Source organism: Roseovarius nitratireducens (genome assembly GCF_002925845.1).
In the GTDB taxonomy this organism is placed as follows: Bacteria; Pseudomonadota; Alphaproteobacteria; order Rhodobacterales; family Rhodobacteraceae; genus Roseovarius; species Roseovarius nitratireducens.
The window spans coordinates 37,986-53,759 of the sequence record NZ_PDNI01000071.1 but is presented as its reverse complement, the minus strand read 5'-3'; the positions used below and the strand labels follow the sequence as shown (position 1 = coordinate 53,759).

Sequence of the window (15,774 nt, the reverse complement as noted above, 5' to 3'; positions counted from 1 at the left end):
CGGTGGTTTCGGAAGGGTCGACTGGTCTGGTCAAACCGAGTCATTACCATTCTGGCGCGCCCGATCAACCTATCTTTGGCAGCGCGGGCAGTAGAAGCTCGACCGGGCGGACTGCACGATACGGGCGATTTGCGCGTCGCAGCCGGGGCCGTGACAGGGCGCGCCCTCGCGCCCGTAGACGTCAAAGGCGTGCTGGAAATAACCCAGTTCGCCATCGGCCTGCCGGTAGTCGCGCAGCGACGAGCCCCCCGCCGCGATGGCGTCACGGAGCACGTCGCGGATCGCGGGGACAAGCCGGGCGATGCGGCGGGGCCCGAGGTTGCCTGCCAGTCGCCGTGGCGAGATGCGGGCGCGAAAAAGCGCCTCGCAGGCGTAGATATTTCCCAGCCCCGCGACGATTCTCTGGTCGAGCAGCGCCGCCTTGACGGGCGTGCGGCGCCCGGCGAGCGCAGCGGTGAGATGCGTCTCGTGAAAGGCATTGCCCAGGGGCTCGGGCCCCAGCCGCGCCAGCAGCGGGTGCGCCTCGACAACCGCGGTCGCCATCAGGTCCATCGCGCCAAAGCGGCGCGGGTCGTTGAAGGTGATACGCGCTCGGTTCTCCATGTCGATCACGACATGGTCGTGCTTTTCCGGGGCAGGATGGTCATGCACGAAGCGGCCCAGCGTATCGCCCGAGACAAGCATCCGCCCCGACATGCCCAGGTGCACGAGCAGCGTCTCGCCCGTAGAGAGATCGGCCAGCAGGTATTTCGACCGCCGCCGCAGCGCCAGCACGCGGGCGCCGGTGAGACGCGCGGCCATGTCCGGTGGAAACGGCCAGCGCAGGTCGGGGCGATTGACGCGCGCACGCGCAATCACGTCTCCTTCCATCACGGGCGCAAGGCCGCGTCGCACGGTTTCGACCTCGGGCAATTCGGGCATCGGGCACCTCGGCGCGTGAAAGGGGCGCATTGTCACCCCCGGTGAGCGCCCTATAAGAAGGGCGAGGGACACAAACGGCAAGAGCCGGGGCAGGCGATGAGCGAGAAAACCACGCATTTCGGATACCAGGAGGTACCCGAATCGGAGAAGGCGGGGCGCGTGCGCGGGGTCTTTGGCTCGGTGGCGTCGAAATACGACGTGATGAACGACGCCATGTCCTTCGGGATTCACCGGGTCTGGAAGGACGCCATGATGGACTGGCTCGCGCCGCGGCCAGGTCAGCGGCTGCTGGACGTGGCGGGGGGCACCGGCGACATTTCGTTCCGGTTTCTCAAGCGCGCGGGGCAAGGCCATGCCACCGTGCTCGACCTGACCGAAGAGATGCTGGTGGAAGGGCGCAGGCGCGCCGAGGCGGAGGCGCTGGCCCAGAGCCTCGACTGGGTGGTGGGCGACGCGATGGCGCTGCCCTTCGACGACAACAGTTTCGACGTCTACACGATCAGCTTTGGCATCCGCAACGTGACCCGCCCCGAGGACGCGCTTGCCGAGGCGTTTCGCGTGCTGCGCCCCGGCGGGCGGCTCATGGTGCTGGAATTCAGCCAGATCCCCAACGAGCTGATGCAAAAGGTCTATGACCTCTATTCCTTCAACATCATCCCGCGGCTGGGGCAGGCGATCGCGAATGATCGCGACAGCTATCAATACCTGGTGGAATCGATCCGCCGCTTTCCCGACCAGGAAACGTTCCTCGGCATGGTGCGCGACGCGGGCTTTGCCAACGCGAAGTACCGTAATCTGAGCATGGGTATCGCCTGCCTGCATTCGGGTTGGAAGATTTGAGGGGGCCGCACAATATCCTGCGGCTCATCCGCACCGGCGCAACGCTCGAGCGCACCGGCGCGATGGGCCTCATCATGGAGGCGTTCGAGGCACCGCCGCTGGTGCGTGCGACGATGCGCACGCTCGCCTGGCCGTTTCAGTGGCTGGGCTACCCGGGCGACGCCACGATGCCGCCTGCGGTGCGCGCGCTCACGGCGCTGGGCCCCGCCTATATCAAGTTCGGCCAAATCCTCAGCACGCGACCCGATCTCGTGGGCGAGGAACTGGCGGCGCAGCTACGCGTGCTGCAGGACAAGCTGCCGCCCTTTCCCCTCGACACCGCCAAGGCCAGTATCGCCGCCGAGCTGGGCCGTCCGGTGGACGAGATGTTCGACGATTTCAGCCCGCCGGTGGCCGCGGCCTCGATCGCCCAGGTGCACAAGGCGCGGCTGCGCGAAGACGGCGAGACCGTGGCCATCAAGGTGCTGCGCCCGGGGATCGAGCGGGCGTTTCGCCGCGATATCGACGCCTTCTATTTCGCCGCCCGCATGGTCGAGGTGCTGGCCCCGGGCGCGCGGCGGCTGCGGCCTACGGATGTGATCGCGCATTTCGACGGCGTTGTGACGGCCGAGCTTGACCTGCGGCTCGAGGCGGCCTCGGCCTCGGAATTCGCGGCCAATACCGGCGCGGACGAGGGGTTTCGGCTGCCTGACGTGCGCTGGCACCTGTCCTCGCGCCGGGTGATGACGATGGAATGGGCCGATGGTGTGCCGTTGGGCGACAATGCCGCGCTCGACGCGGCTGGGCACGACCGGGTGGCGCTGGCGGCGCGGGTGCTGCAGCTTTTTCTCAGCCACGCGCTGCGCGACGGGTATTTTCATGCCGACATGCACCAGGGCAACCTCAAGGTGGCCGCGAATGGCGACATCCTCGCCTATGATTTCGGGATCATGGGCCATATCGACGAATATACCCGCCGCGTCTATGCCGAGATCCTCTACGGCTTCATCAAGCGCGATTACCGCCGGGTGGCCGAGGTGCATTTCGAGGCCGGTTACGTGCCGCGCGATCAGGACGTGGACGCCTTTGCCCGCGCGTTGCGCGCGGTGGGCGAGCCGATCTTCGGCATGGACGCGAGCCGCATCTCGATGGGCAGCCTGCTGAGCTATCTCTTCGAAGTGACCGAGCGGTTCGGCATGGAGACACGCACCGAGCTGATCCTGTTGCAACGCACTATGGTGGTGGTCGAAGGCGTGGCACGCTCGCTCGATCCGCAGATCAACATCTGGCAGGTCGCGCGGCCCGTGGTGGAGGATTACATCCGCGGCGAGATGGGCCCGCGTGCGGCTCTGCGCGACCTGGGGCGCACAGCCATGGTGCTGTCGCGCTACGGCCCGCGCCTGCCCGGCCTCGTCGAGGCGGCACTGATCAGGCAGGCAGCCCCGGAGACAACCACGCCACCGCGCCGCTGGCCGGGACGGCTTTTTTGGGGCGCGGCGGGCATCGCGCTGGGCGCAGGAGCCGCGCTGCTGGGGATGGCGCTGTTCTAGGGCTCCGGGTGCGGTCGCGCGGTGCGCGGATCAAACTGGCGGCGGACGCAGGCCGATCACCTCATCGGGGGTAACGCTCTGCCCGTTATCCAGCACGAGGCGCACCTCGCCGTCGTCGAGCCGCGCCTCGGCAACGCGGCTGCGCATGTGCACGTCGTGGCTTGCGACCGTCTCGCCCGCGATGAGCGACAGCACCGAGAGCGTATAGCTGCCCTCCGGCAGCGGCTGACCTTGCTGATCGCGCGCTTCCCACAGTAGCGGGCCGCTCTCGGCGGGCAGTGCAGACCGTGCCACCACGGCCCCTTGCGCATTGGTGACGACCAGTTCGGCGGTGTCGGCGTTCGGATCGACGGCCACCTCGACCTCCACCGGATCGCCGGTGAACTGCACTGCCGCGCGCACCTCGGCCTCGAGCCCGATCCAGCCCGGAAACTGCGCCATGCCGAGCGTCGCCATCTGCGAGCCGAGGCCGGTCAGCAACTCGTTCGTCTGCACTTGTTGCTCGACCGAGGAGAAGGTGGCGAGCTGCACCGCGAAATCGGCAGAATCGACGGGGTTGAGGGGATCCTGGTTCTGCAATTGCGTGGTCAGCATCCGCAGGAACGTCTCGAAATCCGAACTGAGCGCGCTGTTGCCTCCGGTCTCGGCCCCGTCCGCGGTGGAAGGCGCCACGGGTGCGGGCGCGGCCGGAGCGGGGGCGATGCCTGTCAATGGTTCCATGATCTGTCCTTTCTAGAGCCTGATATCGAGCCGGTCTCCCAGCATGAGCAGCGCCGCTTGCGAGGGCCGCGCGGTGTCGGGCGGCGGGGCGGCAAGCGCGGGAGCGGGCGCAAGGTCGGGCGCACCGGGATCGGCATCTGCGCCCGGCCCGCCCTGTGCAAAATCGAACTGCGCGCCCTCGTATCCGATCTCGAGGAATTCGCGTGCCAGCAGGTCGATGTTGCGGCGCATGAGGTCGAGCGTCTCGGGACGGTCGGCGGTGATCGTCACGCTGAGTCCGCCCTCGGAGGGATGCAGGCGCAGGCGGACGCGGCCAAGCTCCTCGGGGCTGAGGCTGAGCTCGATCGTGCCGCGCCCGGCGCCGGCCGCACCCGCCGCCGCATGAGCGATCCGAAGCGCGATCTGCCGGGGGATATCTTGCGCCGCAGCACCCTGTGGCGCTGGCGGCGCAAGAGAGGGGGCCTGCGGCGCCGAGACGTCTTGGTCGGACGCGGCGAGGGTCGGATCGGCGTGGCCCGTAAGGTCCAGGGCGATCCGCATCGCGGCGGCGAAGGCCGTGGAGGCATCGGCCTGCAACGGTGCACCAAGCGGCGGCAGGGCGACGGCGACGACCGGGAGTGCGGGCGCGGCGCGTGGCCCGGAAGCGCGTGGCGCGTCAAGGCGCCCTTTCGGGGCGGAAGATGCGACGAGTGGCGCCGATCTCTTGCCCTCGGCAGGGATGATCGGGGCTGGCGCGGGGGCTAATGACAGGAGTGGTGGTGCCACGGGCTGCACCGCGACGGCAGCCTGCGGCACAGATGCGGCAGGCGCGGGGGACGCACGCCCCGCCGGTGCAAGCATTGGCGCGGCCAGCGACTTCCGCGGCTGGGCAGGAAAATCAGGACCATCACCTCCTGCATGTTGTGACTGGCCTCCCCCGTCGGAAACGGCCGGGACACGCGGAGCGGACACCGCGATCTGCCGTGCCTCTTGCGCCGCCCCCTGCCCCGGCAGGGCAGCGGACCCGACCTTCGTGGCGCGCGTCGTGGACCCGACACCCTCTTCGCCCGATCCGGGTACGCGGGCCGGGGACTGCGGCAGTGTGGCCCGGGCCTGTGCCGTAACGGCAACCGCGGCCTGCGCAGCGGACCCCCGGTTTGGCGTAGCGACGAGGGCCGGTCGCGACGCATCGGGCGCGTCGGCAGCGAGGGGCAGCCGGGGCCGCGCGGACGTGACGGACGCATCGGGTGTGTCCGGCGTTTCGGGCGCGCCGGGCGCGGTGCCACCGGCCTCCATCGCTGCGGCACGCCCATCAGGAACGGCCGTGCCGCGCGGAGAAGCTATTGCAACGGATCGCACGTCCGGTGCCCCCCCTTGCCCAGGCCGGGCGACGGGGCCGCTGTCCTGCGGTCGTTCACCCGAGCCCGCGCCCTCCCCGCCCTGTTCGGGCAAGCGGGCCGGTGCCTGCATGGCGGTGGTGGACGGGGGCGCCTGCGCGTGGTGCGATGCAGGCGTTGGCGTCGCGATGTGGCGCGCGGTGGCGTCCGCCAACGTTGCGTCATGCGGCGGCGCGGTCCCGACCCGCTGCGCCGCGTCAACCTGTGGCATCACCCCCAATGACGGCATCGCGTCGCTATCGCCGGGGGCAGCCACGATCGCGGTCTCCGCGTCATCGGCCCCATCCGCACCCTGACTGTTACCCGGCACTGTGGCAGTCACGCGCCTCATCCCCGACGTGGCAGGCCCCGGCGCGGCGGCGCCCGCCGCGGCAAAGGGCCCGTCACCCCCGGTCGCCATGTCGGGCACGGGCGCATCCGGCGCGTCCGATCCGTCGGCCCCACCCGCGCCCATGACCGCAGCAAAGGCACGGCCCGCACCGGGAGAGGACGTGGCGGCACCGGGCCGCGCCACAACGCCGGTCGTCGCCGGTACCGGCCCGGACGATCCACCGCTGAACCCTGTGAAAGTCATCATGCGCCTTTACCCCGTCCGATATCCGTTGCGCATTGGAACCTCGCAGAATTCGGTTACCGGTTCTTTACGGCTTTGCGGTTTGATGGGGTGAAATTCCAACAATTCGAGGTAATGCCATGCTCTCTGCTCCATCGTTTTCGACCCCCCACATGGACACCGCCCCGCCCGGCCCGGACACCGCCCGACGCGCCGCCGCCGAGGCGCTCGAGGCCAGCTTTCTGGCGGAAATGCTCAAGGCCACCGGCCTCGGCGAGCAGGACAACAACTTCAGCGGAAGCACGGGCGAGAGCCAGTTCGCCTCGTTTCACCGCGAGGCTGTCGCGCGCGAGATCGTGAACAAGGGCGGGATCGGCCTTGCTGACATGATCGAAGCAGCCATGAAGGAGACGGCCCATGACAGCGCCTGACCCCGACGACCTTCACACCCGGCTCGATTCGTTGCTCGCACGCGAACGCGCAGCGCTCTTGTCGGGCGATTTGCACGCGCTGGCCGCGCTGGCCCGGAAAAAGGAGGCGCTCGCAGAAGAGCTCGGGCGCCTTGAGCCCAAGGCGCTCGAGGCCCTGCGGCACCTCGGCGATACGGCGCGGCGCAACCAGGCACTGCTCGACGGCACGCTTCAGGGCATCCGCCTCGCGGCGGGGCGGCTCTCGGCCTATCGCCGCCTGCGCGGCACGATGGAGACCTACGACCCCCAGGGCCGCAAGACGACCATCGCGGGCATCCTGTCGCACAAGGTCGAACGCCGGGCATGACCGGATTTGTCTCAAATGCGCGCGAAATCACCGGGGGCGATTAGCACTCCATTAGCAACTGCCGGGCAAATCTGGACGGGCACTCGCGATGAGATGGCGCGGCCGGACCCGGAGGTGGGCGGCCGCAAACGTCAGAATGACGCGCCCGGCCACCCGCAATGGCGGCCTTTCAACCGGCGCAAACGCGTCGCAGTCATGAGGAAAATACCATGTCCAGTATCCTGACCAACAACAGCGCGATGGTCGCGCTCCAGACCCTGCAATCGGTGAATTCCAGCCTCGCCCGGACGCAGGATGTGATCTCGACCGGCAAGGAGGTGGCGACTGCCAAGGACAACGCCGCCGTGTTCGCCATCTCCAAGGTGATGGAATCGGATGTCAGCGGGTTCAGGGCCATCTCCGACAGCCTCTCGCTGGGTGAATCCACCGTCGCGGTCGGACGGCAGGCCGCTGAAACCGTCACCGATCTTCTGACCAAGGTCAAAGGCCAGATCGTCGCCGCGCAAGAGCAGAATGTCGACCGCTCCAAGATCCAGATCGATATTGACGAGTTGACCAAGCAGATCGGCTCGGTCGTGGGCGCGGCGCAGTTCAACGGGCTGAACCTCGTCGATGGGAGCAGTACGGACGCCATCAACATCCTCGCGTCTCTGGATCGCGATGCCTCGGGCAACGTGTCGGCCAGCCAGATCGAGGTCGCGCGGCAGAACCTGTCGGTGACCACACCCGTCACGGCACAGGCCTTCGGGACCACTGACCTGGCGGATGCGGCTGCGGCCTCGGCCCTGATCGACAGTGCCGGCTCGACGACCGTCTTTAACGATACCGCCACCATCGACGGCGGGACGTCCAACGCCTCAATCGCCAACAACACGAGCGAGGTCATCACCATCGGTCAGGTGGCGGCGGGCGACAGCTTTCAGATCGACCTCGGCAACGTCCCGGTGAACGTGGCCGGAGGCGGCACCGCGACCGGGCAGCGCACCTTCCAGTTCGTGGCCAGTGCAACCGATGGCACGGCGGATGTTGCCAGCAACCTAGCCAACCAGATCAATACCTTCTTCGAGGCCGCGACCGATTCCTCGCTGAAGCTCTCGGCCACGGTGAGCAACAACCAGATCACGATCACCAACGGGGACGCGGGCACGAGCAACGCCAACCTCGATATCGGCCTGCGCGCACAGACCGGCGGCACGCCGGGCTCGTCGGCGGCAAGCGGCGGGCTTGGTGCGTTGCAGAACGTGGACGTCACCACCGATGCCGGGGCCACCGGCGCGCTCAACACGATCGAGAGCCTGATCCAGAAGTCGGTCGACGCCGCCGCGGCCTTCGGCTCGGCAGAAGGGCGAATTGCCACGCAATCCGAATTCGTCGGCAAGCTGACCGATTCGCTCACCTCCGGCATCGGCTCGCTCGTCGATGCCGATCTCGAGGAAGCGTCGGCGCGGCTGCAGGCGCTGCAGGTGCAGCAGCAGCTCGCCACGCAATCGCTCTCGATCGCAAACCAGGCACCGCAGGCGATCCTGTCGCTGTTCAGGTAACCCTTGCAGGGGCGCCCGCCCGGCGCCCCTGACCCGATGCTTGATCCCCATCCCGCACCGTCCCCACGAAAGGACAAGACGTGAACAAGACCCTGCAGGCACAAGCCGCCTATGGCGCGGAGGCCGGTGCCGTCCACACACCGCGCGCCACCGAGTACCGCACGTTCGCGCGCATCACGCACCGCCTCAAATCCGCCGTCGCGATCGGCAAGGACATGCCGGCCCTCGCCGCGGCGATCCACGACAACCGGCGGCTCTGGACGATTCTCGTCGCCGACGTCGTGGACCCGGCCAACGCGCTCCCGCCTGCCCTGCGGGCGCGCCTCGTCTATCTTGGCGAATTCACCCGGGTCCATAGCGGCAAGGTCTTGCGCGAAGGCGCGTCGCCCGACCCGCTGATCGAAGTGAACATCGCGGTGATGCGCGGGCTGGCCGGCACGGACGGTGCGACATGAGCGGGCTGGTCCTCAAGCTCGGCCCGCGGGAGCGTGTGCTCGTCAACGGCGCGGTGATCGAGAACGGCGACCGCCGGGCGCGCCTGTCGATCGTGACCCCGGACGCACGCATCCTGCGTCTGCGCGACGCCATCCACCCGACCGAGGCGACGACGCCAGTGCGGCGCGCCTGCTATGCCGCGCAGCTCGTGCTGTCCGGAGATGCCGCGCCGGAAGACATGCACCACCAGCTCTTGCACCGCATCGAGGAGCTCAGCCAGGTACTGCGCGACCCCGACAGCCGCGCCCTGCTCGCGCAGGCCGGGTCGGCGCTCTTCGAAGCCGAGCACTATCGCTGCCTCAAGGCGCTGCGCGCGCTCCTGCCGCGCGAGGACCGCTTGCTCGCACACCGCAAGAGCGCCTGATGTTCACGCCGGTCATTCCCCTGGGCGGCCTGCCGGGCTGGACGCTACTGAGCCGCACGATCGAGCGGCAAACAACGCTGTTCAACGCAGCCCCCGCCCTGCAGCGCGACACCGATCATTTCCTGCAATCCATTGCCGGGACGGAGAGCGCCGACGATCTCGTCTCGGACCGGCGCCTGCTGCGGGTCGCGCTTGGGGCGTTCGGCCTGCAAGACGACATCGACAGTCGCGCCTTCGTGCGGGCGATCATCGAGCAGGGGACCGGATCGCGGAAGGCGCTGGCCAACCGGTTGGCCGATGATCGCTACCGCGCCTTCGCGGACGCGTTCGGCTTTCTCTCCGGCGACCGGAGCGGGCCGCCGCCACCCGGCTTCGCCGAGCGCATCGTTGATCAGTTCCGCCGACGGGAGTTCGAGGCCGCGGTGGGTGAGCAAGACGGCGCGTTACGCCTTGCACTCAATGCCGACCGCGAGTTGGTCGCGCTCGCGGCAGAAGACGGCTCCGACAACGCGCTGTGGTTTCGCATCCTCGGGACACCGCCGCTGCGCCAGACCTTCGAGGTTGCGCTCGGCCTGCCGCAGAGCTTCGCCCAGCTCGATCTCGACCGGCAACTCGTCGAGCTGCGATCCGTCGCGTCCCGGCGACTCGATATCGGCTCGCCGAGGGACCTCGCCGATGACAGCCTGCGCGAGGGGCTCATCCGGCAATTCCTTCTTCGCGACCAGATTGCGGGCTTCGCCGCCAGTTCCTCGCAAACAATCGCGCTGACGCTGCTGCAATCGGCCCCACGCCTGTTCTGACGCCCGGGCGCGCAGGCCCCCCCGGGGCCGAGTACCATCACCCTCCGTGCCCGCCCTGATCGAAACCCGCGCCGCAGCCCGCGGCCCGCCGGATAACGGGCCGGGAGTTTGCAGTGCGGCGCGGGACCAGGGGGGCGGATTGCGGCGCACGCAAGGCACAGCGCGGAGTGCGGGGCGCGCGGGGTACAGCACAGGCATGGCGCGGGGCGCGCGCGGCAAGGGCACGGGACACGTGCGGCACCGAACGCGCGGACGGATACGCGGGCATGGCGCAGGATGCTCGCGGTGCGGGGCCGCGGCTCAGGGCCCCTCCACCGCACCGGGCCGCGCCACCCGGCCCGTGCCCTGCCCGCCACCCGGCCCGCCCGCGCGCCGCAGGATGACCGAAAGCCGCGCGAAGCTGTTGGCAATATCGCCCGGCTCGGTCGCGGCGAGAAATGCGTCGAGTTCGGGCCAGACGCGGATTGCCTGGTCGAGGCCCGGGTCACTGCCCTCGGCATAGAGCCCCGCGCGCAGCATCGTCTCGGACCGCGCGTGGCAGCCCAGCAGGCTGCGCGCCCGCGAGATCATCGCGTTCTCCTCCTCGCTCGCCGCGCGCGGCAGGCTGCGGGACACCGAGCGCAGCGCATCGATCGCCGGGTAGCGCCCGCGCTCGGCGATCTCGCGGTCGAGCACCACGTGCCCGTCGAGCACCCCGCGCAGGATGTCGGCCACCGGCTCGTTCATGTCCGATCCGGCGACCAGCACGGTGAAGAGCGCGGTGATATCGCCCGCCTCCCCTGCCCCGGGCCCGGCCCGCTCGCACAACGACATGATGGCGTGCGAGGTCGAGGCCGGGAAGCCGCGCAGCGCAGGCATCTCGCCCGCCGCCGTGGCCACCTCTCGATGCGCCTCGGCAAAGCGGGTGATCGAATCGGCCAGGAGCAGCACCTGCCGCCCGGCTTCGCGGAAATGCTCGGCCACGGCCATCGCCGTCCAGGCGCAGCGCCGCCGCACCAGCGGCGAGCGATCCGAGGTGGCCGCGACAATCACAGCGCGCCGCATCCCCTCGGGACCCAGCACCTCGCGCACGAATTCGCCCAGCTCGCGCCCGCGCTCGCCGATCAGTGCCACGACCACCACGTCGGCCTGCATATGCCGCCCCAGATGACCGAGCAGCATCGACTTGCCAACGCCCGAGCCTGCGAACAAGCCGATCCGTTGCCCACGCACGACCGGCAGCAGCGTGTTGAACACCGCCATTCCGGTTTCGAGCCGGGGCCCAAGCGGATGGCGCGTGGCGGGATCAGGCGGCGCCGCGCGCAACGGCCGCAGGCGCGGCCCACGCAAGAGCGGACGACCGTCGAGCGGGGCGCCGAACGGGTCGATCACCCGCCCGATCCAGTCGTCCGAGGGCGCGATGCCGGGCGCACCAAGCAGCCGCACCCGATCACCCAGCGCCACGCCTTCGGCGGCGGCGTCGGGCAGCACGAGGATCGCGGCAGCGTCGAGCTGCAGCACCTCGCCGGTGAGCGTATCGCCACCGCGCGAAGCCACGCGCACCCGGTCACCGAGCCGCGCCGTCCCCGACAGCCCGCTCACGCGCAGCACACCGCCCTGCACCGCGACCACGCGGCCCACCGCATGCGCCACGCTGAGCGCGGAAATCTCGGCCTGCATCCCTGCGATCCCGGTCTGGCTCATCCGTGCGCGCTCCTCATCTCTCGGGAACCATTTCTAAACGAATCAGGGTTAAGCCTTGATTGAAGCCAAGCGAGGGAGAAGCCCGATGCTCGAAGAAATCGACCTGTTCCGCCTGTCGCATGCAATGGCCCGCCATGCCGGTGCCCGGCAGGCGGTGGTGGCGCGGAACATGGCCCATGCCGACACGCCCGGTTACGGCGCGCGCGATATCGCGCCCTTCGCGGTCCATATCGAGGGCGATGCGCGCTTTGCCCCCCGCGCCACGCGCCCGGGCCACCTCAACGGCAGCCTCACCGGCCCCGGCTTCGAGCCTCGGATCGACCGGGACGCGGTGCGCGACCCTAACGGTAATTCCGTGGCGCTCGAGACCGAGATGCTGCGCGGCGTCGAGGTCAAGCGTCAGCACGACCGCGCCCTCGCAATCTATCGGTCCGGGCTCAGCGTGCTGCGCGCCGCCATCGGTCGCAACTAGGAGGGCGGGAGATGAGCGAGTTTTCCAGCGCGCTGTCACTTTCTTCGAGCGGGCTCCGGGCACAGGCGCAGCGGCTGCGCCACGTCGCCGAGAACATCGCCAATGCCGACACGCCCGGTTACCGGCGCAAGACCGTCGCCTTCGAGTCCGCTCGCGGCGATCCCGACGCGGGAACGGCGCCAGGCGGCGTGACGCCCGGCGCCGTCCGGCTCGATCAGGGCCCGCTGCGCCAGGTCTACGATCCCGCGCATCCGCTCGCCGACGCGACCGGCCACTATGACAGCTCCAACGTGAACCTGATGATCGAGATGGCCGACGCGCGCGAGGCGCAGCGCAGCTACGAGGCCAATCTCAAGATGTTCGACCAGGCGCGGCAAATGTCGTCGGGCCTGATGGACCTGCTGCGCCGGTGACCCGCCGCCGCCGACCATGACCAGAGGAGATCCAGAATGGATATCACCGCACTCACAGCCACGCAGGGCTATGCCGACCTGCGCCGCGCCACACAGCCCGGGCCCACCGAAGAAACCGTCGGCGAGGCCACCCCGTCGGCAGCGGCGCTCGCGCGCGATTTCGCCGCCACACTGCGCGAGGGCGAAGACACCGCCATCGCCGCCATGACCGGCGAGGCCGATCCGCATTCGCTCGTGCAGGCGCTGGTACAAACCGAACTCGCGGTGGAGACCGCCGTGACGGTCCGCGACCGCGTGGTGGAGGCCTACCAGGAAATCCTGCGGATGCCGGTCTGAGCCGATGGGGGACGAAATCCTCTTCTACGACACGCTGCGCGAGGGGCTCTGGGTCTCGGTGATCGTGTCGCTGCCGATCCTCGCGGTCGCGCTGCTCGCGGGGCTGCTCGTGGGGTTGTTCCAGGCGCTGACCTCGATCCAGGAACTGACGCTCACATTCGTGCCCAAGCTTGGCGCGATCGTCGTCACCTTCTGGCTCAGCATGGGCTTCATGACACAGACGCTCGTGACCTTTTTCCAGGACCGGCTCGTGCCGCTCATCATCGGAGGCTGAAACATGGAAGCCGCAGGATATGCCACGCTCACCCGCCAGTCCGGGTTGATGCGCGAAATGCAGATCGTGGCAAACAACATCGCCAATGCCGCGACCACCGGCTACCGCGCCGAGGGGCTGGTGTTCTCGGAATTCGTGCGCCGCGCCGGGGATGGACCCTCGCTGTCGATGACGCGCGGCAACATCCCCGTCACGTCGCGCGCGCAGGGCCCGCTCGCCCAGACCGGCGGGCCGTTCGATTTCGCGATCGAGGGCGAGGGGTTCTTTCTCGTCGAGACACCCGCGGGCGAGCGGCTGACCCGCGCCGGGGCGTTCTCGCTGTCGGCCAACGGCGATCTCGTGACCGCCGACGGATTTCGCGTGCTCGACGCCGGCGGCGCGCCGGTTTTCGTTCCACCCGACATCCGCACACCGGGGCTTGCCGCCGACGGCACGCTGAGCGGCAACGGGAAACCGCTCGCGCAGCTCGGGCTGTTCCGTCCGGCGGGAGATGCCGCGCTCTCCCGCGCGGGCGGCAACCTCTACGAGGCTCTCGCCGGGGTCGAGCCGATGCTCGAAGGCCGAATCGTGCAGGGCTTTCTCGAGGGCTCAAATGTCGAACCGATGACGCAGATCGCGCGGCTCATCGAGGTCCAGCGCGCCTACGAGATGGGCCAGAGCTTTCTCGAGACCGAAAACCAGCGCGTGAGAGACGCGCTCGACACCTTCACCCGCTGACCCAAGGGAGCCACGACATGCGAATTCTCAAGATCGCCGCGACCGGCATGGCCGCCCAGCAGATGCGCGTGGAGACAATATCAAACAACCTCGCGAACATGTCCACCACCGGCTACAACGCGCGCCGCGCCGAATTCGCCGACCTGCACTACCAGCAGATGTCCCGCGCAGGCACGATCAGCGCCGCCGACGGCTCGGTGCTGCCCACCGGGGTGCAGCTCGGGCTCGGCGTGCGCCCCTCGGCGATCTCGGTCCACCTGTCGCAAGGCTCGCTGCGCGAGACCAATGGCGATCTCGACGTGGCCATCGACGGTGCCGGGTTCCTCGAGGTGACGCTGCCCTCGGGCCAGGCCGCCTATACCCGCGATGGCGGGCTCCAGCGGTCCGCCGACGGGCTGATCGTCACCTCCGACGGCTTCCCGGTGGCCCCGGAGATCGCCATCCCCGATGACGCGCGCAGCCTGTCAATCAATCCCGAGGGCGAGGTCTTCGCCTTCTTTGACGAAGCTGCGGCGGCCCAGCCCATCGGTCAACTCAACCTCGTGGGCTTCGCCAATGCCAAGGGGCTCGAGGCGATCGGCGGCAACCTGTTCCAGGAGACCGAGGCGTCGGGGCCGCCCAATGTCAGCACGGCCGGGCAGGACGGGCTGGGCACGCTCCGCCACGGCTATCTCGAGGACAGCTCGGTCGATCCCGTGCGCGAGATCACCAAGCTGATCGAGGCGCAGCGCGGCTACGAGCTCAACGCCAAGGTCATCACCGCCGCCGACCAGATGCTCGCGGCAACGACGCAGGTGCGGTGATGCGCACGGCGCTCGTGATCCTCGCCCTCATCGCCGCGCTGCCGGCGCGGGCCGACCGAGTCGAGCCGGTGCGCGTGATCCGCCCGCAGGAGATCATCGCGCCCGAGGACGTGATCCTGCGCGCGGGTCCGCCTGCCGGGGGCGTGGCCCTCGACCAGGTGATCGGGCGCGAGGCGCGCGTAGCACTCTACCCGGGCCGCCCGATCCGGGTGGGCGATATCGCCGTGCCCGCGGTGATCGAGCGCAACCAGGTGGTGCCGCTCGCCTATGTCCACGGCGGGCTGCGGATCGAGACCGAGGGGCGCGCGCTCGCGCGCGCCGGGCCTGGAGAATACGTGCGCGTGATGAACCTCTCGTCGCGCGCCACCGTTACCGGGCGCGTCACCGCGTCGGGCCGGATCGAAGTGTCACGATAGGTGAGAGCATGACCCCGCCACCGATTTCGCACGTTCTCCTCTTTGTGCTGGCTCTCGCGGGCTGCGCCCGGATCGACCATATCGGCAGGCCGCCGGGCCTCACGCCCACCAAGAATGCCGGCGAACAGCTCGCCATGCTCAATCCCGGCCTGCCGATGGAGGCGAGGAACGGCGCGCCCTTGCGGGAGGCATCGTTGTGGAGCGGCGGGCGAAGATCGCTTCTGGGCGACCGGCGCGCGGCGCGGCGCGGCGACATCCTCACCGTGGTGATCGAGATCGACGAGGAGGCGGAGATATCGAACGCCACCGCGCGCCGCCGCACCGCGGAGGAGAACCTGTCGGTGCCCGACCTCTTCGGCATCCCGCAGCGCATCGACAAGGACTTGCCCGAGGGCGCCAGCCTCGAGCGGGCCGTCGGGATCAACTCGTCGGGCAGCTCCGGGGGGGACGGCTCGGTAAGCCGCAGCGAAGAGCTTACCCTGAGGGTCGCGGCGACGGTGACCGATGTGCTGCCCAATGGTGTCCTGCGGATCAGTGGCTCGCAGGAGGTGCGGGTGAATTTCGAGCTGCGCGAGCTGCTCGTGAGCGGGTTCGTACGTCCCGAGGACATCTCCCGGCAAAACGAGATCACCCATGACAAGATCGCCGCCGCGCGCGTCTCCTATGGCGGGCGGGGCCAGATTACCGATGTCCAGCAGCCGCGCATCGGCCAGCAGGTGCTGGACGCGATCCTGCCGTTCTGAG

Annotated in this window: 20 protein-coding genes; 16 read left to right on the top strand and 4 right to left on the bottom strand. The window is 69.2% G+C overall.

What is annotated here, in order from left to right; translation table 11 throughout:
* Positions 1-69: 69 nt before the first annotated feature.
* Positions 70-921, bottom strand: coding sequence for a bifunctional DNA-formamidopyrimidine glycosylase/DNA-(apurinic or apyrimidinic site) lyase (gene mutM, locus CRJ03_RS15395; protein WP_104019758.1), 852 nt, complete (start codon positions 919-921; stop codon positions 70-72).
* A 96-nt stretch (positions 922-1,017) separates the two neighbouring features.
* Here mutM and ubiE point away from each other — a divergent pair, with 96 nt between their 5' ends.
* Positions 1,018-1,761, top strand: a complete 744-nt coding sequence (gene ubiE, locus CRJ03_RS15390; protein WP_104019757.1) for a bifunctional demethylmenaquinone methyltransferase/2-methoxy-6-polyprenyl-1,4-benzoquinol methylase UbiE — start codon at positions 1,018-1,020, stop codon at positions 1,759-1,761.
* Positions 1,758-3,290: a 2-polyprenylphenol 6-hydroxylase gene (gene ubiB, locus CRJ03_RS15385; protein ID WP_104019756.1), complete on the top strand. Its 1,533-nt coding sequence runs from the start codon at positions 1,758-1,760 to the stop codon at positions 3,288-3,290. Before ubiE ends, ubiB begins: the two co-directional genes overlap by 4 nt.
* A 30-nt stretch (positions 3,291-3,320) precedes the next feature.
* Here the strand turns inward: ubiB and CRJ03_RS15380 are convergent, their stop codons facing one another.
* Together CRJ03_RS15380 and fliK are read right to left on the bottom strand one after the other, a co-directional pair.
* The gene (locus CRJ03_RS15380; protein ID WP_104019755.1) at positions 3,321-4,010 is read right to left on the bottom strand and encodes a flagellar hook capping FlgD N-terminal domain-containing protein; all 690 of its coding nucleotides are present in this window, start codon (positions 4,008-4,010) and stop codon (positions 3,321-3,323) included.
* 12 nt (positions 4,011-4,022) lie between these two features.
* The gene (fliK, locus tag CRJ03_RS15375; protein ID WP_104019754.1) at positions 4,023-5,963 is read right to left on the bottom strand and encodes a flagellar hook-length control protein FliK; all 1,941 of its coding nucleotides are present in this window, start codon (positions 5,961-5,963) and stop codon (positions 4,023-4,025) included.
* 149 nt (positions 5,964-6,112) lie between these two features.
* On the opposite strand from fliK, the gene CRJ03_RS15370 reads away from it, so the two are divergent.
* The 6 genes from CRJ03_RS15370 to CRJ03_RS15345 all read left to right on the top strand — a co-directional run bounded on the left by CRJ03_RS15370 (position 6,113) and on the right by CRJ03_RS15345 (position 9,916).
* A complete protein-coding gene (locus tag CRJ03_RS15370) occupies positions 6,113-6,370 on the top strand; it encodes a rod-binding protein (protein WP_104019753.1) in 258 nt (85 codons plus the stop codon).
* Entirely contained in the window at positions 6,357-6,716 is a 360-nt protein-coding gene (locus tag CRJ03_RS15365) for a flagellar export chaperone FlgN (protein WP_104019752.1), read from the top strand. The genes CRJ03_RS15370 and CRJ03_RS15365 overlap by 14 nt, the downstream gene beginning before the upstream one ends.
* A 209-nt stretch (positions 6,717-6,925) precedes the next feature.
* Positions 6,926-8,257 carry a flagellin N-terminal helical domain-containing protein gene (locus tag CRJ03_RS15360; RefSeq protein WP_104019924.1) on the top strand — a complete coding sequence of 444 codons (1,332 nt, stop codon included), beginning with the start codon at positions 6,926-6,928 and terminating at the stop codon, positions 8,255-8,257.
* Between the two features lie 80 nt (positions 8,258-8,337).
* A complete protein-coding gene (flaF, locus tag CRJ03_RS15355) occupies positions 8,338-8,712 on the top strand; it encodes a flagellar biosynthesis regulator FlaF (protein WP_104019751.1) in 375 nt (124 codons plus the stop codon).
* Positions 8,709-9,116, top strand: a complete 408-nt coding sequence (gene flbT / locus CRJ03_RS15350) for a flagellar biosynthesis repressor FlbT (protein ID WP_104019750.1) — start codon at positions 8,709-8,711, stop codon at positions 9,114-9,116. Before flaF ends, flbT begins: the two co-directional genes overlap by 4 nt.
* Positions 9,116-9,916 (top strand): DUF1217 domain-containing protein, encoded by an 801-nt coding sequence (locus CRJ03_RS15345; protein ID WP_240611695.1) that lies wholly within the window; start codon positions 9,116-9,118, stop codon positions 9,914-9,916. Before flbT ends, CRJ03_RS15345 begins: the two co-directional genes overlap by 1 nt.
* A gap of 300 nt (positions 9,917-10,216) precedes the next feature.
* Here the strand turns inward: CRJ03_RS15345 and CRJ03_RS15340 are convergent, their stop codons facing one another.
* The gene (locus CRJ03_RS15340) at positions 10,217-11,599 is read right to left on the bottom strand and encodes a FliI/YscN family ATPase (protein WP_104019749.1); all 1,383 of its coding nucleotides are present in this window, start codon (positions 11,597-11,599) and stop codon (positions 10,217-10,219) included.
* 85 nt (positions 11,600-11,684) lie between these two features.
* On the opposite strand from CRJ03_RS15340, the gene CRJ03_RS15335 reads away from it, so the two are divergent.
* Genes CRJ03_RS15335 through flgH form a run of 8 tightly spaced genes read left to right on the top strand, consistent with a single transcriptional unit; the run spans position 11,685 to position 15,773 of the window.
* Positions 11,685-12,071, top strand: coding sequence for a FlgB family protein (locus CRJ03_RS15335; protein WP_104019748.1), 387 nt, complete (start codon positions 11,685-11,687; stop codon positions 12,069-12,071).
* Between the two features lie 11 nt (positions 12,072-12,082).
* Positions 12,083-12,484 (top strand): flagellar basal body rod protein FlgC, encoded by a 402-nt coding sequence (flgC, locus tag CRJ03_RS15330; protein WP_104019747.1) that lies wholly within the window; start codon positions 12,083-12,085, stop codon positions 12,482-12,484.
* 36 nt (positions 12,485-12,520) lie between these two features.
* Positions 12,521-12,820 carry a flagellar hook-basal body complex protein FliE gene (fliE, locus tag CRJ03_RS15325; protein WP_104019746.1) on the top strand — a complete coding sequence of 100 codons (300 nt, stop codon included), beginning with the start codon at positions 12,521-12,523 and terminating at the stop codon, positions 12,818-12,820.
* Positions 12,821-12,824: 4 nt separating this feature from the next.
* Positions 12,825-13,094 carry a flagellar biosynthetic protein FliQ gene (locus CRJ03_RS15320; protein WP_104019745.1) on the top strand — a complete coding sequence of 90 codons (270 nt, stop codon included), beginning with the start codon at positions 12,825-12,827 and terminating at the stop codon, positions 13,092-13,094.
* Between the two features lie 3 nt (positions 13,095-13,097).
* Positions 13,098-13,811, top strand: coding sequence for a flagellar hook-basal body complex protein (locus tag CRJ03_RS15315; protein ID WP_104019744.1), 714 nt, complete (start codon positions 13,098-13,100; stop codon positions 13,809-13,811).
* Positions 13,812-13,828: 17 nt separating this feature from the next.
* A complete protein-coding gene (gene flgG, locus CRJ03_RS15310; RefSeq protein ID WP_104019743.1) occupies positions 13,829-14,614 on the top strand; it encodes a flagellar basal-body rod protein FlgG in 786 nt (261 codons plus the stop codon).
* On the top strand, positions 14,614-15,030 hold the full coding sequence (gene flgA, locus CRJ03_RS15305; protein WP_104019742.1) for a flagellar basal body P-ring formation chaperone FlgA: 417 nt from the start codon (positions 14,614-14,616) through the stop codon (positions 15,028-15,030). Before flgG ends, flgA begins: the two co-directional genes overlap by 1 nt.
* Positions 15,031-15,038: 8 nt before the next feature.
* Positions 15,039-15,773, top strand: coding sequence for a flagellar basal body L-ring protein FlgH (flgH, locus tag CRJ03_RS15300; protein WP_104019741.1), 735 nt, complete (start codon positions 15,039-15,041; stop codon positions 15,771-15,773).
* The last annotated feature ends 1 nt before the right edge of the window (position 15,774 follow it).

What these genes read in the sequence shown, in the direction of transcription:
- mutM (WP_104019758.1), bottom strand. Translation starts at nt 921, where the DNA reads ATGCCCGAATTGCCCGAGGTCGAAACCGTGCGACGCGGCCTTGCGCCC.
- ubiE (WP_104019757.1), top strand. Translation starts at nt 1,018, where the DNA reads ATGAGCGAGAAAACCACGCATTTCGGATACCAGGAGGTACCCGAATCG.
- CRJ03_RS15380 (WP_104019755.1), bottom strand. Translation starts at nt 4,010, where the DNA reads ATGGAACCATTGACAGGCATCGCCCCCGCTCCGGCCGCGCCCGCACCC.
- fliK (WP_104019754.1), bottom strand. Translation starts at nt 5,963, where the DNA reads ATGATGACTTTCACAGGGTTCAGCGGTGGATCGTCCGGGCCGGTACCG.
- CRJ03_RS15370 (WP_104019753.1), top strand. Translation starts at nt 6,113, where the DNA reads ATGGACACCGCCCCGCCCGGCCCGGACACCGCCCGACGCGCCGCCGCC.
- CRJ03_RS15365 (WP_104019752.1), top strand. Translation starts at nt 6,357, where the DNA reads ATGACAGCGCCTGACCCCGACGACCTTCACACCCGGCTCGATTCGTTG.
- CRJ03_RS15360 (WP_104019924.1), top strand. Translation starts at nt 6,926, where the DNA reads ATGTCCAGTATCCTGACCAACAACAGCGCGATGGTCGCGCTCCAGACC.
- flbT (WP_104019750.1), top strand. Translation starts at nt 8,709, where the DNA reads ATGAGCGGGCTGGTCCTCAAGCTCGGCCCGCGGGAGCGTGTGCTCGTC.
- CRJ03_RS15345 (WP_240611695.1), top strand. Translation starts at nt 9,116, where the DNA reads ATGTTCACGCCGGTCATTCCCCTGGGCGGCCTGCCGGGCTGGACGCTA.
- CRJ03_RS15340 (WP_104019749.1), bottom strand. Translation starts at nt 11,599, where the DNA reads ATGAGCCAGACCGGGATCGCAGGGATGCAGGCCGAGATTTCCGCGCTC.
- CRJ03_RS15335 (WP_104019748.1), top strand. Translation starts at nt 11,685, where the DNA reads ATGCTCGAAGAAATCGACCTGTTCCGCCTGTCGCATGCAATGGCCCGC.
- flgC (WP_104019747.1), top strand. Translation starts at nt 12,083, where the DNA reads ATGAGCGAGTTTTCCAGCGCGCTGTCACTTTCTTCGAGCGGGCTCCGG.
- fliE (WP_104019746.1), top strand. Translation starts at nt 12,521, where the DNA reads ATGGATATCACCGCACTCACAGCCACGCAGGGCTATGCCGACCTGCGC.
- CRJ03_RS15320 (WP_104019745.1), top strand. Translation starts at nt 12,825, where the DNA reads ATGGGGGACGAAATCCTCTTCTACGACACGCTGCGCGAGGGGCTCTGG.
- CRJ03_RS15315 (WP_104019744.1), top strand. Translation starts at nt 13,098, where the DNA reads ATGGAAGCCGCAGGATATGCCACGCTCACCCGCCAGTCCGGGTTGATG.
- flgG (WP_104019743.1), top strand. Translation starts at nt 13,829, where the DNA reads ATGCGAATTCTCAAGATCGCCGCGACCGGCATGGCCGCCCAGCAGATG.
- flgA (WP_104019742.1), top strand. Translation starts at nt 14,614, where the DNA reads ATGCGCACGGCGCTCGTGATCCTCGCCCTCATCGCCGCGCTGCCGGCG.
- flgH (WP_104019741.1), top strand. Translation starts at nt 15,039, where the DNA reads ATGACCCCGCCACCGATTTCGCACGTTCTCCTCTTTGTGCTGGCTCTC.